24 protein-coding genes and 1 other annotated feature are annotated in these 25175 nt (G+C 62.6%); of the genes, 14 read left to right on the forward strand and 10 right to left on the reverse strand.

Going from position 1 to position 25175, the window contains the following annotated elements; all coding sequences use genetic code 11:
* Position 1: 1 nt before the first annotated feature.
* Genes GPK94_RS12755 through GPK94_RS12795 form a run of 9 tightly spaced genes read right to left on the reverse strand, consistent with a single transcriptional unit; the run spans position 2 to position 8604 of the window.
* Positions 2 to 613, reverse strand: a complete 612-nt coding sequence (locus GPK94_RS12755) for a V-type ATP synthase subunit D (protein ID WP_195279299.1) — start codon at positions 611 to 613, stop codon at positions 2 to 4.
* Between the two features lie 27 nt (positions 614 to 640).
* Positions 641 to 2044 carry a V-type ATP synthase subunit B gene (locus tag GPK94_RS12760; RefSeq protein ID WP_101691397.1) on the reverse strand — a complete coding sequence of 468 codons (1404 nt, stop codon included), beginning with the start codon at positions 2042 to 2044 and terminating at the stop codon, positions 641 to 643.
* Positions 2045 to 2075: 31 nt separating this feature from the next.
* Entirely contained in the window at positions 2076 to 3836 is a 1761-nt protein-coding gene (locus GPK94_RS12765) for a V-type ATP synthase subunit A (RefSeq protein WP_215655992.1), read from the reverse strand.
* A complete protein-coding gene (locus GPK94_RS12770; protein WP_215655993.1) occupies positions 3833 to 4474 on the reverse strand; it encodes a V-type ATP synthase subunit E in 642 nt (213 codons plus the stop codon). Before GPK94_RS12770 ends, GPK94_RS12765 begins: the two co-directional genes overlap by 4 nt.
* Positions 4475 to 4510: 36 nt before the next feature.
* Positions 4511 to 4819 carry a V-type ATP synthase subunit F gene (locus GPK94_RS12775; RefSeq protein ID WP_186964132.1) on the reverse strand — a complete coding sequence of 103 codons (309 nt, stop codon included), beginning with the start codon at positions 4817 to 4819 and terminating at the stop codon, positions 4511 to 4513.
* A 21-nt stretch (positions 4820 to 4840) separates the two neighbouring features.
* The gene (locus tag GPK94_RS12780) at positions 4841 to 5263 is read right to left on the reverse strand and encodes an ATP synthase subunit C (protein ID WP_215655994.1); all 423 of its coding nucleotides are present in this window, start codon (positions 5261 to 5263) and stop codon (positions 4841 to 4843) included.
* A gap of 19 nt (positions 5264 to 5282) precedes the next feature.
* Positions 5283 to 7217 carry a V-type ATPase 116kDa subunit family protein gene (locus GPK94_RS12785; RefSeq protein WP_215655995.1) on the reverse strand — a complete coding sequence of 645 codons (1935 nt, stop codon included), beginning with the start codon at positions 7215 to 7217 and terminating at the stop codon, positions 5283 to 5285.
* A 32-nt stretch (positions 7218 to 7249) separates the two neighbouring features.
* The gene (locus GPK94_RS12790) at positions 7250 to 8284 is read right to left on the reverse strand and encodes a V-type ATPase subunit (RefSeq protein WP_215655996.1); all 1035 of its coding nucleotides are present in this window, start codon (positions 8282 to 8284) and stop codon (positions 7250 to 7252) included.
* Entirely contained in the window at positions 8281 to 8604 is a 324-nt protein-coding gene (locus GPK94_RS12795) for a hypothetical protein (protein ID WP_215655997.1), read from the reverse strand. Before GPK94_RS12795 ends, GPK94_RS12790 begins: the two co-directional genes overlap by 4 nt.
* A gap of 311 nt (positions 8605 to 8915) precedes the next feature.
* Between GPK94_RS12795 and GPK94_RS12800 the strand changes: the two genes are divergently transcribed.
* The 7 genes from GPK94_RS12800 to GPK94_RS12830 all read left to right on the forward strand — a co-directional run bounded on the left by GPK94_RS12800 (position 8916) and on the right by GPK94_RS12830 (position 16801).
* Positions 8916 to 9395, forward strand: coding sequence for an Lrp/AsnC family transcriptional regulator (locus GPK94_RS12800; RefSeq protein WP_101691389.1), 480 nt, complete (start codon positions 8916 to 8918; stop codon positions 9393 to 9395).
* The gene (locus GPK94_RS12805) at positions 9392 to 10579 is read left to right on the forward strand and encodes an aminotransferase class I/II-fold pyridoxal phosphate-dependent enzyme (protein ID WP_101691388.1); all 1188 of its coding nucleotides are present in this window, start codon (positions 9392 to 9394) and stop codon (positions 10577 to 10579) included. The genes GPK94_RS12800 and GPK94_RS12805 overlap by 4 nt, the downstream gene beginning before the upstream one ends.
* Before the next feature lie 35 nt (positions 10580 to 10614).
* On the forward strand, positions 10615 to 11250 hold the full coding sequence (thrH, locus tag GPK94_RS12810; protein ID WP_215655998.1) for a bifunctional phosphoserine phosphatase/homoserine phosphotransferase ThrH: 636 nt from the start codon (positions 10615 to 10617) through the stop codon (positions 11248 to 11250).
* A complete protein-coding gene (locus tag GPK94_RS12815; RefSeq protein WP_252192634.1) occupies positions 11247 to 12524 on the forward strand; it encodes a DUF1015 domain-containing protein in 1278 nt (425 codons plus the stop codon). The genes thrH and GPK94_RS12815 overlap by 4 nt, the downstream gene beginning before the upstream one ends.
* A gap of 14 nt (positions 12525 to 12538) precedes the next feature.
* Positions 12539 to 13399, forward strand: coding sequence for a 4-(cytidine 5'-diphospho)-2-C-methyl-D-erythritol kinase (gene ispE, locus GPK94_RS12820; protein ID WP_215655999.1), 861 nt, complete (start codon positions 12539 to 12541; stop codon positions 13397 to 13399).
* A 134-nt stretch (positions 13400 to 13533) separates the two neighbouring features.
* Positions 13534 to 14178, forward strand: coding sequence for a stage II sporulation protein R (locus GPK94_RS12825; protein WP_215656000.1), 645 nt, complete (start codon positions 13534 to 13536; stop codon positions 14176 to 14178).
* Between the two features lie 133 nt (positions 14179 to 14311).
* The gene (locus GPK94_RS12830) at positions 14312 to 16801 is read left to right on the forward strand and encodes a UvrD-helicase domain-containing protein (protein ID WP_215656001.1); all 2490 of its coding nucleotides are present in this window, start codon (positions 14312 to 14314) and stop codon (positions 16799 to 16801) included.
* Positions 16802 to 16885: 84 nt separating this feature from the next.
* On the opposite strand, the gene GPK94_RS12835 is transcribed toward GPK94_RS12830, so the two are convergent.
* The gene (locus GPK94_RS12835; RefSeq protein WP_215656002.1) at positions 16886 to 17527 is read right to left on the reverse strand and encodes an HAD family phosphatase; all 642 of its coding nucleotides are present in this window, start codon (positions 17525 to 17527) and stop codon (positions 16886 to 16888) included.
* Between the two features lie 99 nt (positions 17528 to 17626).
* On the opposite strand from GPK94_RS12835, the gene GPK94_RS12840 reads away from it, so the two are divergent.
* The 7 genes from GPK94_RS12840 (at position 17627) to GPK94_RS12870 (ending at position 25167) form a co-directional block, all read left to right on the forward strand.
* Positions 17627 to 18538 (forward strand): DMT family transporter, encoded by a 912-nt coding sequence (locus GPK94_RS12840; RefSeq protein ID WP_346728033.1) that lies wholly within the window; start codon positions 17627 to 17629, stop codon positions 18536 to 18538.
* A gap of 118 nt (positions 18539 to 18656) precedes the next feature.
* Positions 18657 to 18902: a binding site (T-box leader), on the forward strand.
* A gap of 122 nt (positions 18903 to 19024) precedes the next feature.
* Positions 19025 to 20035 (forward strand): ABC transporter substrate-binding protein, encoded by a 1011-nt coding sequence (locus tag GPK94_RS12845; protein ID WP_252192635.1) that lies wholly within the window; start codon positions 19025 to 19027, stop codon positions 20033 to 20035.
* 57 nt (positions 20036 to 20092) lie between these two features.
* Positions 20093 to 21001: an ABC transporter permease gene (locus tag GPK94_RS12850; protein WP_215656003.1), complete on the forward strand. Its 909-nt coding sequence runs from the start codon at positions 20093 to 20095 to the stop codon at positions 20999 to 21001.
* A gap of 1 nt (position 21002) precedes the next feature.
* A complete protein-coding gene (locus tag GPK94_RS12855) occupies positions 21003 to 21809 on the forward strand; it encodes an ATP-binding cassette domain-containing protein (protein WP_193537788.1) in 807 nt (268 codons plus the stop codon).
* A 160-nt stretch (positions 21810 to 21969) separates the two neighbouring features.
* The gene (locus GPK94_RS12860) at positions 21970 to 22929 is read left to right on the forward strand and encodes a glycosyltransferase family 2 protein (RefSeq protein ID WP_101691379.1); all 960 of its coding nucleotides are present in this window, start codon (positions 21970 to 21972) and stop codon (positions 22927 to 22929) included.
* Positions 22916 to 23326: a GtrA family protein gene (locus GPK94_RS12865; RefSeq protein ID WP_215656004.1), complete on the forward strand. Its 411-nt coding sequence runs from the start codon at positions 22916 to 22918 to the stop codon at positions 23324 to 23326. The genes GPK94_RS12860 and GPK94_RS12865 overlap by 14 nt, the downstream gene beginning before the upstream one ends.
* Before the next feature lie 44 nt (positions 23327 to 23370).
* The gene (locus tag GPK94_RS12870) at positions 23371 to 25167 is read left to right on the forward strand and encodes a copper amine oxidase N-terminal domain-containing protein (RefSeq protein ID WP_215656005.1); all 1797 of its coding nucleotides are present in this window, start codon (positions 23371 to 23373) and stop codon (positions 25165 to 25167) included.
* Positions 25168 to 25175 lie beyond the last annotated feature (8 nt).

Genomic DNA, 25175 nt, shown 5'->3' on the forward strand with positions numbered 1-25175 from the left:
GTTATCGGGAGACTTTGTTTCGCTTGATGACCTTCAGGCGGACAAACTCCTCCCGCTCCTTTTCCTCCAGGGCGTCGGTGATGGTACGGATGGTGCGGTCAAAGTCCGGGATCACGATGTGCTCCAGAGCGTTGGCCCGCTTCTGGGTCTTGCGGATGGCCACCGCCAGACGGTAGATGGAGGTCTCCACCTCGGCCAGCTGCCGGATGAGATCCTTGACCTGGTGAAACTGGATAAAGGCATTATCCAGCGCCGAGCTGGTGGAGGCAAAGCCGTAGTCCGGCTTGGGGGGCGGGGAGCGGTCAGGCAGGTGGGGAAGTTCCACCCCCATGATGGAGCGGTACTGAATTTCCAGTGTCTGGTCCACCTCCACGGCCTCGGCGATCTTATCACAGATGCCCAGCTTTACATTGGCGTGCTGTAAGGCGGCATAGGCTCCGGCAAAGACCGTGTCAATCTGGGTCTGGACCTCTTTGGCGGTATCCATGAGAGACATCATCTCCCGGATCAGGATATTGCGTTTGCGGTCCATGAGCTCATACCCGGTGGCGGCCAGCGCCCGGGAGCGCTTGGCGGCCATCAGGGCACCCTTGGTGGGGAGAATGGCGGACATAGGAGGTCACTTCCGTTCCAGAGAGAATTACTGTGGGAGATCGGAGAGGAGGCTCTGATAGGCCCCCTCCACATAGTGGGCCTGGAGGGTGGCGTCGTCCACCCGGTCCAGCTCACTCCGGGGCAGAATGGTGAGGAGCTTCCAGCCCAGATCCAGGGTCTCCGGGATGGTGCGGCGCTGGAGGGGGTCCTGCCGGATGAAGAGCTGCTCGAGCGCCCGGCCGAAGGTCAGGTACTGCCGATCGGTCTCGGAGAGCTCGTCCTCGCCAATGACGCTGGCCAGACTCCGGGCGTCCTGCACCTTGGAATAGGAGGCGAAGAGCTGGTTGGAGAGGGCGGGGTGGTCGGCCCGGGTAAAGCCCTCGCCGATGCCGTCCTTCATCAGGCGGGAGAGGGAGGGGAGGATGGAGACCGGCGGATAGAGGCCCTTCTGGTCCAAATCCCGGTCCAGCACGATCTGCCCCTCGGTGATGTATCCGGTCAGATCGGGGATGGGGTGGGTGATGTCGTCGTTGGGCATGGTGAGGATGGGGACCTGAGTCACCGAGCCGGGACGGCCCCGGATCATGCCGGCCCGCTCATAGAGGGAGGCCAGATCCGAGTAGAGGTAGGCGGGAAAGCCCTTCCGAGAGGGGATCTCTCCCTTGGAGGAGGAGAACTCGCGCACCGCCTCGCAGTAGGAGGTCATGTCCGTGAGGATGACCAGCACGTGGTATCCCTTGTCGAAGGCGAGATATTCCGCCGCCGTGAGGGCACAGCGGGGGGTGAGGATCCGCTCGATAATGGGGTCGGAGGCCAGGTTGCGGAACATGACCACCCGCTGGAGGGCGCCAGCCTCCTCAAAGCTGCGGCGGAAAAATTCGGCGGTGTCATTCTTCACGCCCATGGCGGCAAAGACGATGGCGAAGTTGCGCTCCTCGCCCACCCGGGCCTGGCGCACGATCTGGGCGGCCAGCTCGTTGTGCTTCATGCCCGAGCCGGAGAAGATGGGCAGCTTCTGCCCCCGGATCAGGGTCATGTTGCAGTCGATGGCCGAGATGCCGGTCTCGATGCAGTCCCGGGGATAGTGCCGGGAGACCGGGTTGATGGCCGAGCCGTTGATGTCCCGGCGCTCCTCCGGGTAGAGCTCCCCCAGGCCGTCGATGGGCCGGCCCGCGCCGTCAAAGATCCGGCCCAGCATCTCGGTGGAGAGGGGGAGCTTTACAGGCTCCCCGGTGAAGTGGGTGCGGGCATTGTCCAGGGAGAGCCCACGAGTGCCCTCAAAGACTTGGAGGATGGCCTTATCCCCCTCCAGGCGGATGACCCGGCCCGCCCGGCGCTTCCCGTCGGGCAGGGTAATCTCGGCGGTCTCGTCGTAGGCCACGCCTGACACGCCCTCCAGTGCGATGAGGGAACCGGAGAGCTCCGAGAGCCCCATATATTCCAGTCTCATGGTGTATCAGCTCCTGACATGATTCGGTGGGTCACCGGTTGGCCTCATCCACCTGGCGCAGGGCGGCGCGGATGGCCTCATGATAGCCCTCAAAGCGCTGGGGCGTGTCGTTGGGGACCTCGTATTTGATCTTGCTCAGGGATGCAAAGATTCCGGTGGCCTTGATCTGAGAGAGGGGGATGGCCCGCTCCAGCAGGGGCTTTGCCCCGTCGTAGAGGGCCAAAATGACCTCCATCATCTGAAACTGCTTTTCCAGCGGCACGTAAGTGTCGATCTGGTTGTAGGCGTTTTGCTGCAGGAAGCCCACCCGGATGAGCCGGGCGGTCTCCAGGGTCAGCTTCTGCTCCTCCGGGAGGACGTCGGCGCCGATGAGCTTGACGATCTCCAGAAGCTGGTCCTCCTCCTGAAGCAGGGTGAAGATCCGCTGCCGGTCGGCCATGAAGCGGGGACTGACCTGCTGGTCATACCAGGGCTTCAGATCGGCGATGTACTCGGAGTAGGAGGTGAGCCAGTTGATGGAGGGGAAGTGCCGCCCGTAGGCCAGGGCCCGGTCCAATCCCCAGAAGGTGCGCACATACCGCTTGGTATTCTGGGTGACGGGCTCGGAGAAGTCGCCGCCCTGAGGGGAGACAGCGCCGATGACCGTGACGCTGCCCTCCTTGCCCTCCAGCGTGCGGACATAGCCCGCCCGCTCATAAAATTCGGCCAGGCGGGAGGCGAGATAGGCGGGGAAGCCCTCCTCCGCGGGCATTTCCTCCAGCCGGCCGGAGATCTCCCGCAGGGCCTCAGCCCAGCGGGAGGTGGAGTCGGCCATGAGGGCCACGTGGTAGCCCATATCCCGGTAGTACTCGGCGATGGTCATGCCGGTATAGACCGAGGCCTCCCGGGCGGCCACGGGCATATTGGAGGTGTTGGCGATGAGAATGGTCCGGTTCATCAGAGGCTGCTGGCTCTTGGGGTCCAGCAGCTCGGAAAACTCCTCCAGGGCCTGGGTCATCTCGTTGCCGCGCTCACCGCATCCCAGATAGACGATGATGTCGGCGTCGGACCACTTGGCCAGCTGGTGCTGGGTCATGGTCTTGCCGGCGCCAAAGGGACCGGGAATGGCGGCGGCGCCCCCTTTTCCGATGGGGAAGAGGGTGTCGATGATACGCTGTCCCGTGATGAGGGGGCGGTGGATGGGAAGCCGCTCTCCCATGGGGCGGGGGGTGCGGATGGGCCAGCTCTGGGACAGTCGGAGGGTGTGGACTGTCCCTCGGTCATCGGTGAGCTCGATCAGCGCATCCGCCACGGTGTAGGAGCCATTTGGGGCGGCATGAGTCACCCGGCCGGAGAGCCCGGCGGGCACCAGACAGCGGTGGGTGATGAGGGTGGTCTCAGGACACTGGGCATAGCAGTCTCCCGCTTTGAGTTGGTCTCCCTCCCGGACCAGAACAGTGGTCTCCCACCGGCGGTCCGGGTCCAGGGTGGGGATGTCCAGCCCACGGTCCAGGAAGGGACCGCTCCGCTCCTCCATGACCTTGAGGGGCCGGGCGATGCCGTCAAAGATGTTGTTGAGCAGGCCGGGGCCCAGGGTGATGGACATGGGAGCCCCCAGACTGGTCACCGGTTGACCGGGGATCAGTCCGGCGGTGTCCTCATAGACCTGTACGGTGGTGGTGTCGCCTTCCACGCCCACCACTTCGCCGATCAGGCCCATGTCGCCCACCCGGACCATGTCCATCATGGCCAGCCCCCGGCCGCCGCGTACCGTGACGACAGGGCCGTTGATGCCGTAGATCGTATAGCTCATGCCTGCGCACCCCCTTCCTCCGGGATCTCATCGGCCGGAGCGGCCAGGGAGAGCCCCACCAGACTGGCAAAATGACCGCTCAGCTCCTCCATGGCAGTGTCATAGGAGGCGTCCAGACGCAGGCGCAGGGAGGCCGATTCCAGGATCAAGCCGCCCAGGGCAAAGGGACCCGGACGGATATCCAGGCTCCGGCCAGGCAGTGCCTCCCGCAGCTGCTCGCCCAGAGAGAGGTCCGCGCTCCGGAGATAGAGCACCAGATCCTCTGCACCTTCTAGCTGGGCGGCGGCCTCCTGCAGGCGGGCGCGGAGCTGGTCGGCGTAAGCAGGTGTGGCGGTAAAGGCGCCGATGCGCTCCCGCACCAGGGAAAAAACCTCCCCGGCGATCTCCTCCCGCCGGCGGTAGAGGGCCTGCTTGCTCTCCAGCAGATGGCGGGAGACCTTGCGGCCCTGCTCGCTGCGGATGCGGGAGACCTCGCCGTGGATGTAAGTATAGGCCTCCAGCAGGATCTGATCCTCCGCGCTGGAGAGGGCGGCATCATGCTTTTCTTTCAGTTCCTGCATGGTGCGCTCATTCTCCGCGGCGGCCTGGGAGAGGAGCAGAGCGGTAAAGCGGTCCAGTTTTTCGGATAGTTCTGGCATAGTGGAGTCCTCCATGGATCAAGGTAGCGGGAGGGATCAGAGCTTTACGCCTATGGCCTCCCGGATGTAGCGGGTGATGGAATCGCTGGCGCGCCCCAGGCTGTGCCGGTCGGGAATCTCCACCACCAGGGGACGATGGGCGGTGAGCTTCATGGGGGCGATGAGCTCCTCACACAGGGCGGCCAGGCCCTCGGTGATGAGGAGTACCCCGATCTCAGGGTCGGCCGATGCCTCCCGGATGGCCTTCCCAGCGGCCTCGGCGTCCCGGACCACCACACCCTCGATGCCGGCCAGGCGGAGACCCACCTGGGTATCCGTACTGTCGGTGATCACAAAGTATTTCACGGAAAAAGCCCCCTTTGCCGCTTAGGCGAACAGGAGCAGCAGGGCCACGATCAGGCCGTACAGAGCCACGCCCTCGGCCAGGCCCACGAAGATCAGCGCCTTACCAAAGGCCTTCTCATTCTCCGAGATGGCGCCCAGCGCGGAAGAGGCGGCCGCGGCCACGGCGATGCCGCCGCCGATGCCGGACAGGCCAACGGCCAGGGCCGCGCCGATGTACTTGAGTCCCTCGGCAAGTCCCCCGGCGGCCGCGGCGGCGCTCTCCCCTGCGGCGGAAGCGCTGCCGCCAAAGCCCAGCACGGTGGCCAGGATCAGGCAGGCGAAGAAGGACGCGATGTTGGCCCCCAGGGCCCGCCGGGCCTTCCGGCCGGTGTAGCGGCGGATTCCGGTGAGAAAGAGAGGGGAAAACATAGCCAGGCTGGCAAAGAGAACGATCAGATATTTCATGTGAGATGCCTCCACAAATTTATTCCTCGCCGCTGCGGGCGGTGTACTGAATCTTTTTGGGCCGGAAGGGGATGCCCCCGTCCTCATAGAAGCGGCCGAAGAGCTCATAGAACTCCAGACGGAGCACCTGGATACCCACCAGAAGGCCCTCAAAGCCCATGACGAAGAGATTGCCCAGTACGATGACCACCGGGTTGAGATCCGAGCCGGCCAGCATATGGACCACCATCATGAGGCCCACGTGGGTGATGGCATAGGCCCCGATCCGCAGGAAGGAGAGGGTGTTGGTGAGATAGGAGAGCAGGGTCTCAAAGAGCTCAAAGAGGCCGATGCTCAGCACCTCTCCCAGCTTGGTCTCCTTCCAGGCCGGGTCGCCGGAGCACAGCAGGGAAAGGGGCTCCCGCAGCAGGATGCAGACCAGCGGCAGGACCAGGACGGGCAGCACATAGGCCGGGACAAAGAGGTTTACTTCAAAGACCAGAGTAGAGAGGGCGGCCACGATGAGTCCCACGTAGAAGAGAATGCCTGCTACCCCGTTGGGACCGAAGAAGATCTTCTCCATGTCCCGCTGCCGGATGCCGTTATAGATGTTCAGGCCCATCACCAGCAGCAGCATACACACACCCAGACCCACCGAGCAGAGCAGGAGCACCAGCACGTTGCTGGAGCCGGGGAGCAGGCTGCTCTCCTCCAGAATCTTGAAGCCGGGGAGCAGATCTTCAAAACCGAATACGCTGCCGTATACGCAGCCGAAGAGGGCGCCGGACAAGCCGCACAGGGCGATAATGTTGCCCAGCCACATCCCCTTCCACTTGGCCAGAATGAGACCGATCAGCGCCAGGCCCAGGCCCTGCCCCAGATCGCCGAACATGATGCCGAAGAACAGGCAGTAGGTGAGGGCCAGAAAGACCGAGGGGTCCAGCTCGTGATAGGCCGGCAGGCCGTACATCTCCAGGAAGGGGCGAAAGATCCGACCCAGGAAACAGTTGCGCAGCTTGGTGGGGGGCTTGACGGAAGCCGTCTGTTCATCGGCCCGGTCCACCACACAGGAGCACTCGGGAAAGGCGGAGAGGGCCTTCATCACCGCATCCAGCCCGTCTACCGGCACCCAGCCCATGAGATAGAAGCTCTCCCGGGAGTGGGCGGCATAGCGGCGCAGATCATAGAGCTCACTGTGGTAGCGCAGCGCGGAGCAGACCGAACGCAGATGGGCGCACTCCCGGGCGGCAAAGGCGTCCCGCTCCTCTTCCAGGGTGCGCAGCTTGTCCGAGGCCTTGGCAGCCAGGGCCGTGAGCTCGTCAATGGCCTCCTCGGGCGTACCGTGGACCGCTGGGTCCAGGTGGATGCGGACAAAGTGGAGGGAGGTAAAGAGGGCGTCCACCTTTTCGTGGCCCTCCCGCGCGGTGAAGTAGATGCCATAGACCCGGCGGGCCTCCACATTGGTGGGGATGAAGAAGAGCTCCTCGTGCTCATTGAGCGCGGACTGAAAGCTGTCGTAGGTCTCCCGCGGGAGATAGCCGTACCGGAAGCGGATGAAGTCCAGGTGCCACAGCTGTTCCAGCTGGGTAGAGAGACCGCGCAGGTGCTCCAGCTCCAGCGCGATGCTGCGGTCCTCCTCCAAGAGCTCGGCCTGCCGGCTCTTCCGGCTGGTCAGCGTGTCCAGCGTCTGCGCCAGCGTGTCGAAGTAGCCGGAGATCGCCTCCAGATCCAAGGGCTCGTCAAAGGGCTCATAGGCGGGGGAGAGGCCCAGCGCGTCCAGCAGCTCCTCGGCCCGCCGCAGGGGAGCGGCATAGGGATTGGAGTAGGCAAAGGGCCGCAAATGCCCCACCCGCTCCATGAGAGAGAGGGCGTTTTCCGGGTGGAATTCCTGGTCGAGCACGCAGGAAGCGGCTACCGCGTCAAACTGCTCCAGAGGACCGGCCACGGTGAGAAGCCGCATGGGAACAACAGACATCCGATCATCTCCTTTGTGGAAGGAAGTCAGGCTCAGCCAAACAGGCGGGCCAGAGAAGTGTCGTAGGGTACGCCGTATTTGACCGACTCGATGAGACTCACCAGAGCATGGAGCTCCAGGTCCTTCAGATTGAGGTAGGCCATGGCGGTATAGATCGAGGGGGTGCCATGGGTGAGCTGACGGCGGTTGAAGGTATAAAAGGCCCGGCGGAAGGCGTCCTCCAGCTCCTCTACTCCGCTGGAAGAGAGACCGGCGGCATAGGGAGTGTCCCGGAGCAGCTCCCGCGCACTGGAGAGGTCCGGTGCGGCGCACAGGGCGCGGATCATCTCGGGGCGCAGGCGGTAATTAAAGGGGAAGAGGACGGGCAGATAGTCCGACTGGCCGGGGAAATAGGTCTTGAGACGGAGAATATGGATCAGATTGAACCAGTCGATCTGCTCCCCATAGGAGCGCAGCAGCACCGCCTTGGTCTCTCCCCGGTAGCACTTGTGGATGATATGGTACATGTGGGAGAAATACGTGGAACGGAGCAGGGTTTCCGCTCCCGTATAGTCGGGGAGAGTACCCGCCTGGGCCGGACGCAGCCGGTGCAGGGCGGGGGCATAGATGGTATCCCGGGCCGCGGCGGTCAGCCCGTCAAAGTCCGTACAGGAGGCGAGGGCCTGGAGGTCCAGCGTGCTGTGCAGAATGGATCGGGGAAGGGGCGAGAGGGGGTGGCCCGCCTTGAGCCGCCGCAGGGTGGAGAGGATGGCCCGCTGTTCCTGGAGCAGGATGGGGAAGGTGAAGAGGGCCTTGTCCGCCCTTGGGATAAAGTGGAGCAGCTTACGGTAATCGGTCCGGAACTGGTCCCAGAGGGCCAGCTCCAGTTCCACCCGGCCGATATAGACGCCGCCCGCGAGGCGGGCGGCGCAGGCGGACCAGGCCGGATGGCTCCGCAGATACTCGGAGAGTTCGGCCTCGGTCCGGAGAGAGGCCATATGTTCAAAGTCTGCCAACCGGAGCCGCTTTCCATACAGGGCGTGGACCTTGGAGGAGAGGGCGCCGTACTCCATCTGTGCTCGGATCATGGCGTCTGCCCCACCACCCGGGCGAAGAGGGCGTCCACCCACTCCTGCTGATGGGCACGGTATGCCCCCTCCAGCGCCTCCATGGCGTGGGAGAGGCGCGCATCCACCGCGGCCATGGATTCGGCAGCGAGCTGCGCCTCGGTCTCCTCCACAATGGAGATCCGGCGCTGGGCCCGCTCCAGATACCGCTGCCGCAGCTGGGCGCATTCCCGCTCCAGATCGGCGTCCAGGGAGGCCTGCTTCTCCCGGGCCTCCTGCGCCAGCGCACTGGCGCTGTGTTCGGCGGATATGATTCGGTTGACGAGGTCGATGTATTCCATAAAGCGTTCTCCTTGAAGGAAGCGTGGATACTCCCGGCACAGACCGATGGGGCCAATGGATGGGAAGAAATGGGCAGAATCAGCGAATATGATTCATCATATCACTGGATAAATGAAAATTCCAGTGAAATTTTAACGAAAATGTAGAAAAGATTTCTATATTTTCGACAAAAAATTGTGCAGGATGGCAGAGTTTTGTCGAGGGAAAGGGCTGCTATTGTATTCGACATACACCAGGGAGTATAATAATCAAAATTAGGACCATGCCTTTTGTTTGGAATAAAAATGGGAGAAGATAGGAGGAAACTTGCATGAAAAAACTGCTTCAACTCCTGGAAGAGGACTGTACCCTCACCCATGAGCAGCTGGCCTCCATGTCCGGTATGACGGTGGAGGAGGTCGAAAAGACCATCCGTATGTATGAGGAAGAGAAGATCGTGCTGGGCTACAAGGCCATCGTGGACTGGGACCGCACCGACCGGGAGGCGGTCACGGCTCTCATCGAGGTCAAGGTCACGCCGCAGCGGGGCGAGGGATTTGACCGGGTGGCCGAGCGCATCTATCAGTATGATGAAGTGGAGAGCGTCTATCTCATGTCGGGCGCCTTTGACCTGACGGTCATCATCTCCGGCCGCACCCTGAAAGAGGTGGCCCAGTTCGTGGGTCAGCGTCTGGCTACGCTGGAGGATGTGACCGGCACGGCCACCCACTTTATCCTGAAAAAATATAAGGAAAAGCATCTGATTTTTGAAAAAGCCGAGGAACAGGAGAGGGAGCTGATCTTCTCATGAACTATGAAAACATTCTGTCCGACCGGATCAAGAACGTCCAGCCCTCCGGGATCCGGCGCTTCTTTGACATCCTGGAGGAGATGAAGGACGCCATCTCTCTGGGCATCGGCGAGCCGGACTTTGTGACCCCCTGGCACATCCGGGACGCGGGCATCTACTCCCTGGAGAAGGGATTTACCAAATACACCTCCAATGCCGGTATGGCCGAGCTGCGGCGGGAGATCGCCGCCTATCTGAACCGCCGCTTTGACCTGCAATATGACTTTGCCAGCCAGATCATCGTCACGGTGGGCGGCAGCGAGGCCATCGACCTGACCCTGCGCTGCCTGGTCAATCCGGGGGATGAGGTCATTGTCCCCGTCCCCTCCTTTGTGTGCTACGGCCCGCTGGCCAACATGGCGGGGGCCACGCCGGTGCTGGTGGAGACCAAGGCGGAAAACGAGTTCCGTCTGACCGCCGACGAGCTGCGTGCCGCCATCACTCCCCGTACCAAGGTGCTGGTGCTTCCCTTCCCCAACAACCCCACCGGAGGCATCATGGAGCGCAAGGACCTGGAGGAGATCGCCAAGGTGCTGGAGGGAACCGACATCATGGTCCTCTCCGACGAGATCTACGCCGAGCTGACCTATGGGCAGCACCATGTCTCCCCGGCCAACCTGCCGGAGCTCAAGGACCGGACCATCGTGGTCAACGGCTTCTCCAAGAGCCATGCCATGACCGGCTGGCGCATGGGCTATGTCTGCGGTCCCAAGGAGATCATCCGGCAGATGCTCAAGCTCCACCAGTTCGGCATCATGTCCGCCCCCACCGTGAGCCAGTACGCCGCGGTGGAGGCCATGCGCAACGGCGACGTGGACATTGAGAAGATGCGGGACGAGTACGACGGCCGCCGCCGCTACCTGGTGGAGGGCCTGCGGCGCATCGGTCTGCCCTGCTTTGAGCCCAAGGGCGCCTTCTATGTCTTCCCGGACATCCGCTCCAGCGGACTGAGCTCCGATGAGTTCTGCGAGCGGTTCCTGATGGAAGAGAAGGTGGCCGTCATCTCCGGCTCCGCCTTCGGCCCGGGCGGCGAGGGCTTTGTGCGCTGCTGCTATGCCACGGGGATGAAGGACATCGCCGAGGCGCTCACCCGGATGGACAACTTCCTCACCAACCTGCGCAAGAAGCAGGCCCGGGAGGGATAACGCTGCCGGAGCGTGACCGAAAAAGGAGGAGCGGGATGTACATCGTTTGTCTGGACCTGGAGGGGGTGCTGGTGCCCGAGATCTGGGTGACCTTTGCCCGGGAGCACGGCATTCCCGCGCTGGAGCGCACGACCCGGGATGAGCCCGACTACGGAAGGCTTATGGAGTACCGTCTGGCTCATCTGCGCCGGCATGGGCTGGGCCTGCGGGAATTGCAGGAGACCATTGCCCATATGCGCCCCTTTCCCGGGGCGAGAGCCTTTCTGGACGAACTGCGCTCCTTCACCCAGGCGGTCATCCTCAGCGATACCTTTGAGGAGTTTGCAAGGCCCCTGATGGAGCAGCTCAACTGGCCAACTTTGCTGTGCAATCGTCTGGAGACAGCCGCCGACGGGAACACCATCACCGGGGTGCACCTGCGCTGCCCTCAGACCAAGCTCACCACGGTGCGGGCGCTGCAATCGGCCGGGTATGAGACCATTGCCGCCGGGGACAGCTATAACGACCTGGACATGCTCCAGGCCGGCAAGGCGGGCTTCCTCTTCCGCAGTACCCCGGCCATCCGGGCGGCCCATCCGGAGTTGCCGGCCTGTGACACCTATGAGGAACTGCTTGCGGGGATCCGGAGGGCGATGGAGCTGCCGGCGCCGGAAAGGAAGGGAGAACCATGATGCCATCGGATGCGCATGTGCCCTTCGGGCGTGCGGATATTTTGCTGCCCCGGGACTGCTCCTATGAAAAATGGGCGGTGGTGGCCTGCGATCAGTACACCTCACAGCCGGAGTACTGGCAGCGGGTGGAGGAATTTGTGGGCGGCGCTCCCTCCGCTCTGCGGCTGATTCTCCCCGAGAGCTGTCTGGACGGTCCCAATGTGGAGACCGACATCGTGGAGATCAACAATACCATGACCCACTATCTGCGGGAGGAGCGCTTCCGCCGGCTGCCCGCCTCCATGATCTATGTGGAGCGGACACTGGAGGGCGGCGCGGTGCGCCGTGGCCTGCTGGGTGCGGTGGATCTGGAGGCCTACGACTATGAGGAGGACTCCCGTGCGCCGGTGCGCGCCACCGAGGGGGTAGATCTGAACCGGCTCCCGCCCCGGGTGTCGCTGCGGAAGAACGCCTCGCTGGAGCTCCCCCACGCCCTGCTGCTGGCCGACGATCCGGAGGACCGCCTCATGGGATGGCTCTCCGGCGAGCGGGAGCACATGGAGCCCCTCTATGACTTTGATCTGATGGAGGGGGGTGGCCATCTGCGGGGGTGGAAGCTGGGGGCGGAGCAGCTGGCCCATGCGGAGGCGCTCCTGGGGGAGATTCTGGCCCCCGAGACCTTCCGGCGGCGCCACGGAGCGGAGGGATGGCCCATTGCCCTGCTGGTGGGAGACGGGAACCACTCTCTGGCCACGGCCAAGGAGTGCTACGAGCGGCAAAAGCGCCTGACGCCGCGCGAGCAGTGGGAGAACCTCCCGGCCCGGTACGCCCTGGCCGAGCTGGTCAACCTCCACGACGAGAGCCTGACTTTCGAGCCGGTCCACCGGGTGCTCTTCGGCGTGGAGCCCAGTGAGGTTCTCGCCGCGCTGGTGCGTTTTTATCCGGGCGCCCACTACGGCGACGGAGCGGGGCATGTGCTCCGCTATGTCCACGCAGGTGGGGAGGGATGCGTCACCGTGCCCGCCCCGGATGCGGCGCTGGAGATCGAGACGCTTCAGCGGTTTTTGAATCACTATCTCCACCGCATGGGTGGACGAATGGACTATATCCATGGCGGGGAAGTGGCCCGCCGTCTGGCGGGCAGGGCGGGTAACCTGGCCTTCCTGCTGCCGGCGCTGGACAAGGAGGCACTGCTCCCCGCCGTGTGGAGAGATGGAATGCTCCCCCGCAAGACCTTTTCTCTGGGCCGGGCCCAGGACAAGCGCTTCTATCTGGAAGCCCGCAAGATCCGCTGAATGGAGGAGACGGTATGGAACCAATCGTGACCAAGGCCCGCGCCAAGCTGAATCTGACTCTGGACGTCCTGGGGAAGCGGAGCGACGGGTACCACGACCTCTGCATGGTCATGCAGTCGGTGGCCCTGTGTGACACCGTGACCATCCGCCGGGAAGCGGAGCGGGGGATAGCAGTGAGCTCCAACCTGGATTTTCTCCCTACGGGGAAGAACAATCTGGCCGCTTCCGCCGCACTCCACCTGTGCGAGGCGGCCGGTATGGACCCCAATGGCCTGCGCATCGATCTGGAGAAGTCCATTCCGGTCTGCGCCGGTATGGGGGGCGGGAGTTCGGACGCTGCGGCGGTGCTCAATGCGCTCAACCAGGCCTGGAAGCTGGGGTATGCGTCCCAGGAGCTGGCCGCCCTGGGGGAGCGGGTGGGATCAGATGTCCCCTACTGCGTCCTGGGCGGAACTGCGCTGGCTGAGGGCCGGGGGGAGATACTCACCCCGCTGCCCAGCCTGCCCTGGTGCTTTGTGGTGATCTGCAAGCCCCACTTTGCGGTGTCCACCCCGGAGCTCTTTGCCCGGATCGACGGGATGAAGCTCCACTGCCATCCGGATACCCGAGGAATGCTCCAGGCCCTGGAAAATGGCGATGTACTGGGTGTGGCCCGGCGGATGTACAATGTCTTTGAGGATGTGCTCCCCCGCAATCAGGGGGGGACCGTGGCCGAGATCAAGACCGAGCTTATCCGCCACGGCGCGCTGGGGGCCTGTATGAGCGGCACCGGACCCACTGTGTTCGGCCTCTTTGACACCCTGGTGGGGGCCTGGCGGGCCTACCACGATTTGCGCCAGACCTACACGGAGACCTTCCTCACGGTCACCATCTGAGCGGGAGCGTATACAGTATATTGGAAAAGGATCGAACGGTTTTCCACCGTCCGATCCTTTTTTGTGGAAAGAGGTTTAAGTTCCATCCGCCGTGTCCACACTAAAGGCAATACATAACATGGACGGTGAACGATATGAAAGAGCGGACTGGAACCAAAAAGACTACATTGCGCCGGTGGGAATTGGCCCTTCTTCTGGGGGTGGCGGCGGCAGCCCTGTGGGGGGTACGCCTGGATGGGGAGCAAGCCGCCCTGGCGGACAAGGTGGTGCGCCTGCATGTGCTGGCCAATTCTGACACCCAGGAGGACCAGGCGCTGAAGCTGGCGGTGCGAGATGCGGTGCTGGCCGCCGCGGACGGGGTGGTCCCGCCTGGGGTGGAGTTGGAGGAGGCCGAGCAGGCCCTCACCCAGGCCCTGCCCGCCATTGCCGATGCCGGGGCCCGTGTGGTGGGCGAGCAGGGGTACTCCTATCCCGTCACCGCCTCGCTGGAGCACGACGTGTGGTTTCCCACCAAGGAGTACACCGACTTTGCCTTCCCCGCAGGGGAGTACACCGCTCTGCGGGTGACCATCGGCGAGGGCGGCGGCCGCAACTGGTGGTGTGTGGTCTTTCCGCCCCTCTGTCTGGGCTCGGTGACCGAGAATACCGCTGAGACCGCCCTGGAGGGCGGACTGGAGGACCGGGAGGTCTCCCTTATCACCGGGGAGGACGAGGGCTATGTGGTCAAATTCAAGGCCATGGAGCTGTTGGAGGAATTCCAGGGCTGGCTGGAGGGATAGAGGCGCTCCACGCTCTTTTGTGAAATGTGGAGAAAAAACAAACCGCTCCGTTCGGGAAGTCGTATTTGCGGGAGTTTGGTATCTGTGATACAATAACAAGCACTGTGAATCGATGAAAAAAGGATTTGATCGTATGCTCAACCGTGAACAGGAGCTGCGCTTCTGCAAGGCCAGAAGAGCGGCCATCGCACTGGACTATTCAAACCTCAATCCGGAGCAGCGCCGGGCGGTTCTGGCCACGGAGGGCCCCCTTCTGCTGCTGGCGGGCGCGGGAAGCGGAAAGACCACCGTTCTCATCCACCGGATTGCCAATCTGATGAAGTACGGCCGGGGCTCCGATTGTGACGAAGTCCCCGAGTGGGTGGGGGAGGAGGAGCTGAACGCTCTGGAGAGCTATGTGGCCAACCCCGATCCCGCGCGCAAGGAGGCAATGGAGCGGCTGTGCCGGGTGGAAGCGGCGGTGCCCTGGTCCATCATTGCCATCACCTTTACGAACAAGGCGGCGGGAGAGCTCAAGGCCCGGCTGGAGCAGATGCTGGGCGCCTCGGCCAATGACATCTGGGCCAGCACCTTCCACTCGGCCTGTGTGCGCATTCTGCGCCGGGACATTGAGCGCCTGGGCTTCCAGAGCTCCTTCACCATCTACGACACCGCCGACTCCGAGCGGGTCATCAAGGACATCAACAAGGACTTCGGGCTGGACGACAAGTCCTTCCCCCCCAAGACCATTCTGGGGTATATCTCCCGGGCCAAGGACGCCATGAAGCTGGGGGCGGATTACCTCAAGGAGTGCGAGAAGTCCGGGGACTTCCGTCTGACTAAGATCGCCAAGGTCTATGTGGAATATGAGCGCCGCCTGCGGGAGGCCAACGCCCTGGACTTTGATGATATCATTTTACATACCGTCCGCCTGCTGCTGAATTTCGATGACGTTCGGCAATATTATCAGAAAAAATTCCGTTATGTACTCATTGACGAGTATCAGGACACGAACCATCTCCAGTATCTGCTGGCCTCCACCCTGGCGGGGGGACGGGAGAACATCTGCGTGGTGGGCGACGACGACCAGTCCATCTACCGCTTCCGCGGGGCCACCATCGAGAATATCCTCTCCTTTGAGCAGCAGTACAAGGGGGCGCGGGTCATTCGGCTGGAACAGAACTACCGCTCCAGCCGGAATATCCTGGAGGCCTCCAACGCCGTAATCCGCAACAACCAGGGCCGCAAGGGCAAGGAGCTGTGGACCGATCAGGGCGAGGGAGACAAGGTCAAGTGCTATACCGCCATGAACGAGCACGATGAGGCCCAGTTTGTGGCCGCCCAGATCCTCTCCGATCTCTCGGCGGGCAAGGCGTGGAAGGACCATGCCGTCCTCTACCGAATGAACGCCCAGTCCAACCAGATCGAGCAGGCCTTCAAGAAAAACGGCATCCCTTACCGCATCATCGGCGGCATCCGCTTCTTTGACCGGGCCGAGGTCAAGGACATGGTGGCCTATCTGTGCGCCATCAACAACCCCAACGACGATCTGCGCCTCTCACGTATCATCAACAATCCGCCCCGGGGGATCGGCGCCACCACCATCGAGCGGGCCCAGGACCTGGCCCTCCAGACCGGCCGCTCCCTGTGGGAAGTGGTCAAGAGTGCCCGGGAGTTCCCCGAGCTCCAGAAGGCCGCCCCCAAGCTGGGACAGTTTACCGAGATGATGGAGGATCTGCGCCGCCTGGCCGGTGAGATGGACCTGCCCGCCTTCTACGAGGAGCTGGTGGAGCGAACCGGCTATGCCGCCATGCTGGAGCAGAAAAAGACCATTGAGGACCGCACCCGCCTGGAGAACGTCCACGAGCTCTCCTCCTCCATCCAGAACTATCTGGACAATGCGGTGGAGGAGCCCAGCCTCTCCGGCTTCCTGGATGAGATCGCCCTCTATACCGATCTGGATAACCACGACTCCGGGGAGGACTGTGTGGTCATGATGACCATGCACTCAGCTAAGGGACTGGAATTCCCGGTGGTCTTTGTGGTGGGCGTGGAAGAGGGGATCTTCCCCGGCATCCGCGCCATCGGGGAGCCCGACGAGATGGAGGAGGAGCGCCGCCTGTGCTATGTGGCCATGACCCGGGCCAAGGAGCGGCTCTATATGACCTGCGCCTCTCAGCGGATGCTCTTCGGCCGCACGAACGCCAACCGGCCCTCCCGCTTCCTGGGCGAGATCCCAGAGGCCTATGTGGAGAAGAGCGGGCGCAACTTCCGCTCCGAGAATGAGAGCGGGGAGGGCGGCTGGCAGCCGCCCCAGCGCCGGGTGCGTCCCAAGCCCGTTTTTGACCGGGGCTACTCGGTGGGCGGCTATTCAGGCGGCTATTCCGCCGGAGCGGGCAGCAGCGGACAGACCGGTCAGACAGCGGCCCCGGCAGGCCGGGGCGTCAGCATGTCCCGCCACACAGCGGCGGCTCTCCCCAACTTCCAGAAGGGGGACAGCGTGGTCCACAAGGCCTTTGGAAAGGGACTCATCACGGGGCTCACCCCCATGGGCGGGGACGCTCTGGTGGAGATCGCCTTTGAGAAGAGCGGGACCAAGAAGCTGATGCTCAAAGCGGCGGCCCAGCATATGACCAAGGAATAAACAACAAGAGGAGCGGCCTTCCGGCCGCTCCCCAGTGTGTGGAATAGATTGGATATATTCCGGCCCTCCGTCTGACCGGAACGGTTAGAGAAGCGGCTCGTTGAGGAGCTCCTCAAAGCTGCGGATATACCGGTGGGAACAGGCACGGATCTCCGCCTGGCTGGTCTCATAAAAGGGATCGTACACCCCTACCACCCGGATGCCGCTCTCGCGGGCCGTGCGGCAGGCGCCGGGGGAGTCCTCGAAGAGGACACACTGCTCCGGCAGTACGCCAAGGCGGGAGAGCACAGTCTGAAAATAGCGGGGGTCCCGCTTTTCCATGCCCAGCTCCTGGGCGAAAAAACGGCGGGAGAAGACCGTTTCCAGGCCGTGCCGCCGCAGGACAGCCTCGCACAGCTCCGGCACGCAGGCAGTGACCAGCACCATGGTCCGCCCCGCCTCCTGGCAGCGGCGGAGAAATGCCCCGGCGCCCGGCTTCAGAGGAACGTGGTGGGCATAGGCGTCCCGGGCCAGCTCCATCCACTCGGCCATGATGGCCTCCGGTGTGTCGGTCAGCCCGTAGTAGTCCCGGGTAAACTGCGCTGCCACCGGAAGGATGGAGTGGCCCACCGTGTGGCAGTATTCCGGCGTGGGGCGCAATCCCCGGCGGGAGAGAAAGCACTCATCCACCGTGACCCAAACGCCGTTGGAGTCGATGAGTGTGCCGTCCAGGTCAAAGAGCAGCATGAATAGGACCTCCGTTCTGATCCGGAAATATCGGAAAAATTTCCCCTCAGGGGATCGATTGAAACATATCATACCATATCAAGGGAGTGGAAACAATCTGTGAATGAACATCTCATGCGCCGCCTGGCAAAGCCCATGCTCTTTGCCGCGGCATTCATCTGGGGCTCCTCCTTTTTCATCATGAAGGGTGCGGTGGACGTGATTCCCACCTTCTACCTGCTGGCCATCCGCTTTACCGGAGGGGCGGCTCTGCTGGCCCTGATCTGCGGGAGAAAGTGGAAACGCTTTACGGCTGACTACCTGTGGCGGGGTGCCATCATGGGGGCCTTTCTCTTCCTGGCCTACTCGGTGCAGACCTTTGGACTGGCCGAGACCACGCCCTCCAAAAATGCCTTTCTGACGGCGGTATACTGTGTGCTGGTCCCCTTCCTCTACTGGCTGGTGGCCCGGCAGCGGCCTGACCGCTATAATATTCTGGCGGCGCTGCTGTGTATCTCCGGCGTGGGTCTGGTCTCCCTGACTGAGTCCTTCACCGTGACCCGGGGAGATGCGCTGACCCTGTGCTGCGCGGTGTTCTATGCCAGCCACATCGTCTCGGTGGCCAAGGTCTCTCCCGGAAAGGACATCTACATTCTGACGGTATTCCAGTTCTTCTGGGCGGCGGTGTACGCCTGGGTGTGCGGTCTGCTCTTCCAGCAGTTCCCGCCGGTAGAGACACTGCTGAATACAGACATGGTCATCCAGATGGGCTACCTCATCGTGATGGCCACCACGGTGGCCCTCCTGTTCCAGAACGTGGGACAGGTCTGGTCCGATCCGGCCTCGGCCTCGGTGATCCTTTCGCTGGAGTCGGTGTTCGGGGTGCTTTGTTCGGTGATCTTCTACGGAGACCCGGTGACCGGCCGCCTGCTGGCGGGCTTTGCGCTGATCTTTGTGGCCGTGGTGTGCTCGGAGACCAAGTTCAGCTTCCTGCGCCGGAAATCGGAACATCCGGCCCAGAGCGTGGGATAAAACCGGCTGAGCCGGAGCGATCCGTCCGGGAGGAGCATGCTCCTCCCGGACGGAAATGCGGAACAGGGGTTGACAAACCGGCTGGCAGAGCGTATACTGCATTACAACAACCGAACACTTTAAACCAGTGATGAAGAAAAGTAGCCGATGTGATGGATGCAAAGAGAGCTCCGGGTGGTGGGATCGGGGTCTGAAATCCGCGTGTGAATGGTCTTCAGAGGGCGGCTTGAACGGGAAACTCAGTAGATGCCGACGGGACCCCACCCGTTATCCATCGGGCACGTATGATGGTACGTGAAGCGAGTGGACGTTGCAAGACGTCAATTTGGGTGGTATCGCAGAAGCTGACGCTTTTGTCCCAGGAAGGGGACAGAGGCGTTTTTTTATACCCTGTGGGGCAGCTTCCTCTCTGGCCGCTGGCAACGGCCCCTCCATCGCCCACCCAAACCAATTTCGGCTCCAAGAGCCCATATGGAGGTAACGACTATGAAACAGAACACGATGATGAAGAAAACCCTGGCCCTGGCTCTCGCTCTGGGAATGCCCCTCGCCCTGACTGCCTGCGGCAGCGCCGACTCCGGAGAGTCCGCTGAGGCGGATGGGGCCTACAAGGTGGCGGTGGTCCGCCAGCTGGACCACGCTTCCATGAACGAGATCCGGGACGCCATTACGGCCGAACTGGACGCCAAGGCCGCCGAGCTGGGAATCGCGATCACCTATGGTGACTTCAACGGCAACAACGATCCCTCTACCCTGTCCCAGATCGGGGCGCAGATCGTGGCCGACGGCTATGACGCCATCATCCCCATCGGGACCACCGCCGCCCAGCAGATGGCGGCCACGGCCCAGGCCACCGAGACCCCTGTGATCTATGGTACCGTCAGCTACCCCGAGACCGCCGGTCTCACCGGGATCTCCTATGTGACGGGCACCAGCGACGCGCTGAATGTAGAGCTGCTGCTGGACATGATGCTGGCCCAGAACCCTGAGGTGGAGACGGTGGGCCTGCTCTACTCCACCAGCGAGGTCAACAGCGCCCCCGCGATTGAGACCGCCAAGGCCTATCTGGACAGCAAGGGGATCTCCTACCTGGACAAGACGGGCAACACCACCGATGAGATCGTGGCGGCCGTCAACTCCATGCTGGACCAGGTGGACGCGGTCTTCACCCCCACAGACAATGTGGTAATGAACGCGGAGCTGGCCATTGCTCCCATCCTGACCGAGGCGGGCATCCCCCACTATGCCGGGGCGGACTCCTTTGTGCGCAACGGTGCGCTGGCCACCTGCGGCGTGAACTACACCGACCTGGGGACCCAGACCGCCGACCTGGCCCTGGAGGTCCTCCAGAGCGGCCAGGTGCCCACCGATTTTGTCACCGTGTCGGGCGATATCATCACGGTCAATCTGGATACCGCCGCCGCCCTGGGCGTGGACACGGAGGTGTTCTCCTCCCTGGGCTCCAGTATGGTGGAGGTTCATACGACCCAAGAGTAACATGAAAAGCCCCCGCCCATTCCGGGCGGGGGCTCAGCCTGAGAAAGGAGCGATCCCATGCTCACGATTATCCAGTCCGCCCTGGAAGCGGGGTTTCTCTATGCGCCTGTTGCGCTGGCTCTGTTTCTGAGCTTTTCCATCCTGAATATCGCCGATATGACCACCGACGGAGCCTTTGTCCTGGGAGGCGCGGTGTCCGCCGTGTGCTGTGTGTCCTGCCACCCCATCCTGGCCCTGCCGGCCGCCATGCTGGCCACCGCCGCCGCCGGCTTCATCACCGCTTTTCTCCAGACCAAGCTGGGGGTGCCCTCCATCCTGGCGGGCATCGTCACCAACATCGGCCTGTACAGCATCAACCTGATGGTCATGGGGACCAGTAACCTGTCCATCTTCCAGAAAGCGAGCATCTACACCCTGGCCAGGGATGCCGGCTTTGCCGGGAGCTGGTATAAGCTGGCCGTCACGGCGGGCATCGTACTGGTGGTCTGCGTGCTCCTGGTCCTCTTCCTGGGCACCCGGCTGGGCCTGTCCATCCGGGCCACCGGGGACAATGCGGATATGGTGCGCGCCTCCTCCATCAATCCCACCTTTACCATCACCGTGGGCCTGTGCGTGGCCAACGCCATGACCGGACTATCCGGGGCAATGGTGGCCCAGTACAACACCTTTGCCGAGGTCAACGGCGGCACCGGTATGGTGGTACTGGCCCTGGCCGCGCTGGTGATCGGGGAGACCCTCATCGGCAAGGGCTCCATGGTCCGCCGGGTGCTGGGGGTGCTCTTTGGCAGCATCCTCTACCGCCTGATCTATTCGGCGGCCCTCCGGGCCAATGTCCCGGCCGACTACATGAAGCTGGTCTCGGCGGTCATCGTGGGCGCCGCCATTGCAGCGCCCACGGTGCGGCAGTGGGCGGCCTTCCAGATGCGCAAGCGCCGCGCCCTGGCCGGACGAAAGGAGGAGCAGTGAGATGCTGGAGCTCAGAAATCTTTCTAAGACCTTCAACCCCGGAACGGTCCACGAGAAAAAAGCCCTGTGCGGCGTCAATCTGAAACTGGAGAAGGGGGACTTTGCCGCCATTGTCGGCTCCAACGGGGCGGGGAAATCCACCCTCTTCAACGCCATTGCGGGGGACTTCTTTCCCGATGAGGGCAGCATCATGCTGGGCGGGGAGGATCTGACCTATCTGCCTGCCTACCGGCGCAGCCGCAACATTGGCCGACTCTTTCAGGACCCTATGCGGGGGACCGCCCCCCATATGACCATCGAGGAGAATCTGGCTCTGGCCTATCTCCGCACCGCCAAGCACCAGCGGGCCTTTTTCAGCCGGGTGAGCAAGGCGGACAAGGCCTTTTTCCGGGACCAGTTGGCCCGGCTGGACATGGGCCTGGAGGACCGGATGGGCCAGAGCGTGGGGCTCCTCTCGGGCGGACAGCGGCAAGCCCTCACCCTGCTCATGTCCACCATGGTGCCCCCCAAGCTGCTGCTGCTGGATGAGCACACCGCGGCATTGGATCCGGGGACGGCGGAAAAGGTGCTCCGCCTTACCCGGGAGATCGTGGCCGAGGCGGGCCTTACCTGCCTGATGATCACCCACAACATGAAAAGTGCCCTGGAACTGGGCAACCGCACACTGATGATGGATTCCGGCCGCATCGTGCTGGACCTGAAGGGGGAGGAGCGCCAGGGCATGACGGTGGAGGACCTGCTCCAGCGGTTCCGCGCTGGGGCTGGAAAGGAACTGGACAACGACCGGATCTTGCTCTCCGATCGGTAAAAGATAGAACACGGATGCCGCCTGCGTGCATCCGTGTTCCGTTTTATGGGAACAAATTGGATTGTCTTTTCGTCTCAGAGGGTATACAATAAACCAAAGAGTTTCCAAAATGGAAAAAACGGGGAAGAAAATCCCCGGCAGAACAACGGCGAGGTGTGACATGGGAGACATTTTATATATCGTAGTGCCCTGCTATAACGAGGAGGAGGTGCTGCCGGAGACAGCCAGGCGGCTCAAGGAAAAGATGGAGCATCTCATCGCCGCAGGCCGGATCTCGGAGGAGAGCCGGGTGCTCTTTGTGAACGACGGCTCCCGGGACAAGACCTGGAGCATGATCGAAGGGCTCCACCGGGCGGACCGCCGTTTCTCCGGCGTGAATCTGACCCGCAACCGGGGCCACCAGAACGCCCTGCTGGCCGGGCTCATGACGGCGAAGGACCGGGCAGACATGGTCATCTCCATGGATGCTGACCTGCAGGACGACATCGACGCGGTGGACGCCATGGTGGAGCAGTACTATGCCGGATGTGACATCGTCTACGGGGTGCGTTCCAGCCGGGAGAAGGACACCTTCTTTAAACGCTTTACTGCGGAGGGTTTTTACCGCGTGATGAACTTCCTGGGGGCGGAGACCGTGTTCAACCACGCCGACTACCGCCTCATGTCCAAGCGGGCGCTGGAGGGGCTCGCCCAGTTCAAGGAGGTTAACCTCTTCCTCCGGGGCATCGTACCCATGATCGGCTATACCACCGGCACGGTGGAGTACGAGCGGGGCGAGCGCTTTGCGGGTGAGAGCAAGTATCCCCTCAAGAAGATGCTCTCCTTTGCCATGGAGGGAATCACCTCCCTCTCCACCAAGCCCATCCGGTATATCACTGTGCTGGGCTTTCTGGTGTTTGTGGTGAGCATCCTCATGCTCATCTACTCCATCGTCCGCTGGGCCAACGGGGAGACCGTCATCGGCTGGGCCAGCGTCATCTGCTCGGTGTGGGCCATCGGCGGACTCATCCTGCTGGCCCTGGGGGTCATCGGCGAGTATATCGGAAAGATCTACCTGGAGACCAAGGAGCGGCCCCGCTTCCTCATCAAGGAGGTGCTGGACCAGCATGAAGGAGACTAAATTCCTGGACGCCTCCATCTGGAAGTTTCTCCTGGTGGGGGTGGGGAACACCCTGCTCTCCATGGTGCTCATGTTTGCCCTGGAGGGGTTGGGCTACTGGCCCTCCACCGCTATCGCCTATGTGGCGGGGGCGGTCATGAGCTTTTTCCTCAACCGGTCTTTTACCTTCCGCAGTCAGGAGACCATGGGCCGCTCGGCGGTAAAATTTGCCCTCAATGTGGCGGTGTGCTATCTGGTGGCCTACGGCATCGCCCAGCCGGTGATGGAGCTCCTTCCCCAGCCGGTGTTTGTCCCCGACATCTGGTGGGAGCGGCTGACCAAGCTGGTGGGCATGGGACTCTACACCGTCCTCAACTACTTCGGACAGCGTTTTTTTGCCTTTCAGAAGCAGAAATGAGCGCGGCATAGCCGCTGCCGCGCAGCGGAGAAAAGGAGGATCTTATGAAACGGTTCCTATCGGTACTCACGGCGCTGTGCCTGATGTGTTCTCTGGCACTCCCTGCCCTGGCGGCGGGGACGCCCAACTGGGACGGGCCTCTGGGAGAGGGGGCTGGTCCGCATCTCTGCAAGACGGGAAAGGACTATGTCCTGTACTATGATATGTCCGGCTCCGTATACCGCTCCGCCGACGGAGTGACGTGGACCGAGCTGAACCGGCAGTGGACGGAGGAGAGCGCGCCTTACAGTACAGGCCTGAATGGTCTGGCAAAAAAGGAATTTGAGATCCTCTGGACGGGAAGCGAGTATATGATGCGGGAGAGTCTGCTGGACGATCCCCGTACCACTACCCACCAGCAATACGGCGACAGTTCCCGCAACAACATGGTCACCTTCCTGGACGAGGAGTTCCGGATCGTGGGCGTCCGGGTCTTTGATGCTCCGGTGACCGCCATCGGCTATGAAAACGGGGTCTACTCCGCCGTGGTGAACGGGGAGAAGGTCACTTTTTCCCGGGCCGACTGGGACCTTGGCCAGGGCCTGGGGGACAATTATGCCGTGGGGGACCACGGGGTGCTGCGAAAGGTGGAGGTGGACGACCCCAACAGTGGCAGTATTATCGCCCGCTTTGACTACTCCATGGACGGGTATTCCTGGGTGACGGTGGAGAACACCCCCTGGACCACCTCCCCGGAGATGGTGCGCATCCTCCCCTCCAGCGGGAAGGACTTCTTTGTGTGCAACACCTACTCCGGTGAGATCTACACCTCCTCGGACGGCTTTACCTGGACCACCCACACCCCCGTCACCGGCACCTGGCACAGCATTGAGGGGGTAGCTTCTCCCATGCGTGCCGATTACATCTTCCGCTGGGCCGGGAGCGGCTATCTGGTCTGCCAGAATGTGTTTGGCACTGGCGGTATGTACGGCGCTGGGGGCGATACCCGGGGTCCCCGGAACAATGTGCTGACCTTTGTGGATGAGAGCTGGAATGAGGTCTGGTCCCACGACTTCGGCGCCCGGGTGCTGGACGCCGGTTTCCAGAACGACACCTGGTATGCTCTGGTTCAGGACGGGGACAGCACGGCGGTTTGGTCCTCTTCGGACAAGGAGCACTGGGAGCGCACCGACCGGACGGCCCTTCCGGCCATGACGGAGGCGGACGGGCTCCAGTTTGCGGTCCGGGAGAACAGGCTCCTGGCCAGCGACGACGGGGCATATTGGGTGGACCTGGGCGAGTACACGGTACCCGAGGGCACCACCTTTACCGTGCGCCCGATTTTCCAGCAGAATGTGCGGGGAGATGGGGGCATGCTGAACTATGTTTTCCCGGTGGGCGCCGTGCTGGAGAATGTGGAGTCGGACGGAAGCGCCCGATATGGCCGCGTGGTGGATACCGCGGAGGTCCAGGGGCTGCTGCGGGAGCGCTTTGGGATTTCCTACGAGCGCTACTATGTGACGCTGGACGGGGAGAAGCTCTCCTTTGATACGGCCCCCATTGCCCGAAACGACCGCATCCTGGTGCCTCTGCGCGGGATCGCTGAGGCCCTGGACTTCACGGTCACCTGGGATCAGGCCTCCAACCGGGTCCTGTGTGAGCGGGGAGAGACCCGGATCGCACTGGAGATCGACTCTCCCAACGCCTGGGTAAATGACGAGGAGAGAGTCCAGGATGTGGCCCCGCTGGCCTACCAGAACCGGACTTATGTCCCCCTGCGCTTCCTCTCTGAGGCATTCGGACTGGATGTGCAGTGGAACGCGGAAGAAAGGACTGCGGTTCTGACCACAGCCGATGCATAAGAAAACGC

The sequence above is a fragment of the Pseudoflavonifractor sp. MCC625 genome (genome assembly GCF_018784545.1).
Classification (GTDB): Bacteria; Bacillota; Clostridia; order Oscillospirales; family Oscillospiraceae; genus Pseudoflavonifractor_A; species Pseudoflavonifractor_A gallinarum.

Bases quoted from the DNA above. Each gene is read 5' to 3' on its own strand.
- GPK94_RS12805 (WP_101691388.1), top strand. From the start codon at position 9,392: ATGAACTATGAAAACATTCTGTCCGACCGGATCAAGAACGTCCAGCCC.
- GPK94_RS12865 (WP_215656004.1), top strand. From the start codon at position 22,916: ATGAAGGAGACTAAATTCCTGGACGCCTCCATCTGGAAGTTTCTCCTG.
- GPK94_RS12780 (WP_215655994.1), bottom strand. From the start codon at position 5,263: ATGAAATATCTGATCGTTCTCTTTGCCAGCCTGGCTATGTTTTCCCCT.
- GPK94_RS12815 (WP_252192634.1), top strand. From the start codon at position 11,247: ATGATGCCATCGGATGCGCATGTGCCCTTCGGGCGTGCGGATATTTTG.
- GPK94_RS12790 (WP_215655996.1), bottom strand. From the start codon at position 8,284: ATGATCCGAGCACAGATGGAGTACGGCGCCCTCTCCTCCAAGGTCCAC.
- GPK94_RS12760 (WP_101691397.1), bottom strand. From the start codon at position 2,044: ATGAGACTGGAATATATGGGGCTCTCGGAGCTCTCCGGTTCCCTCATC.
- GPK94_RS12835 (WP_215656002.1), bottom strand. From the start codon at position 17,527: ATGCTGCTCTTTGACCTGGACGGCACACTCATCGACTCCAACGGCGTT.
- GPK94_RS12795 (WP_215655997.1), bottom strand. From the start codon at position 8,604: ATGGAATACATCGACCTCGTCAACCGAATCATATCCGCCGAACACAGC.
- GPK94_RS12785 (WP_215655995.1), bottom strand. From the start codon at position 7,217: ATGTCTGTTGTTCCCATGCGGCTTCTCACCGTGGCCGGTCCTCTGGAG.
- GPK94_RS12850 (WP_215656003.1), top strand. From the start codon at position 20,093: ATGCTCACGATTATCCAGTCCGCCCTGGAAGCGGGGTTTCTCTATGCG.
- GPK94_RS12755 (WP_195279299.1), bottom strand. From the start codon at position 613: ATGTCCGCCATTCTCCCCACCAAGGGTGCCCTGATGGCCGCCAAGCGC.
- GPK94_RS12845 (WP_252192635.1), top strand. From the start codon at position 19,025: ATGAAACAGAACACGATGATGAAGAAAACCCTGGCCCTGGCTCTCGCT.
- GPK94_RS12765 (WP_215655992.1), bottom strand. From the start codon at position 3,836: ATGAGCTATACGATCTACGGCATCAACGGCCCTGTCGTCACGGTACGC.
- GPK94_RS12855 (WP_193537788.1), top strand. From the start codon at position 21,003: ATGCTGGAGCTCAGAAATCTTTCTAAGACCTTCAACCCCGGAACGGTC.
- GPK94_RS12770 (WP_215655993.1), bottom strand. From the start codon at position 4,474: ATGCCAGAACTATCCGAAAAACTGGACCGCTTTACCGCTCTGCTCCTC.
- GPK94_RS12825 (WP_215656000.1), top strand. From the start codon at position 13,534: ATGAAAGAGCGGACTGGAACCAAAAAGACTACATTGCGCCGGTGGGAA.
- thrH (WP_215655998.1), top strand. From the start codon at position 10,615: ATGTACATCGTTTGTCTGGACCTGGAGGGGGTGCTGGTGCCCGAGATC.
- GPK94_RS12870 (WP_215656005.1), top strand. From the start codon at position 23,371: ATGAAACGGTTCCTATCGGTACTCACGGCGCTGTGCCTGATGTGTTCT.
- GPK94_RS12800 (WP_101691389.1), top strand. From the start codon at position 8,916: ATGAAAAAACTGCTTCAACTCCTGGAAGAGGACTGTACCCTCACCCAT.
- GPK94_RS12860 (WP_101691379.1), top strand. From the start codon at position 21,970: ATGGGAGACATTTTATATATCGTAGTGCCCTGCTATAACGAGGAGGAG.
- ispE (WP_215655999.1), top strand. From the start codon at position 12,539: ATGGAACCAATCGTGACCAAGGCCCGCGCCAAGCTGAATCTGACTCTG.
- GPK94_RS12830 (WP_215656001.1), top strand. From the start codon at position 14,312: ATGCTCAACCGTGAACAGGAGCTGCGCTTCTGCAAGGCCAGAAGAGCG.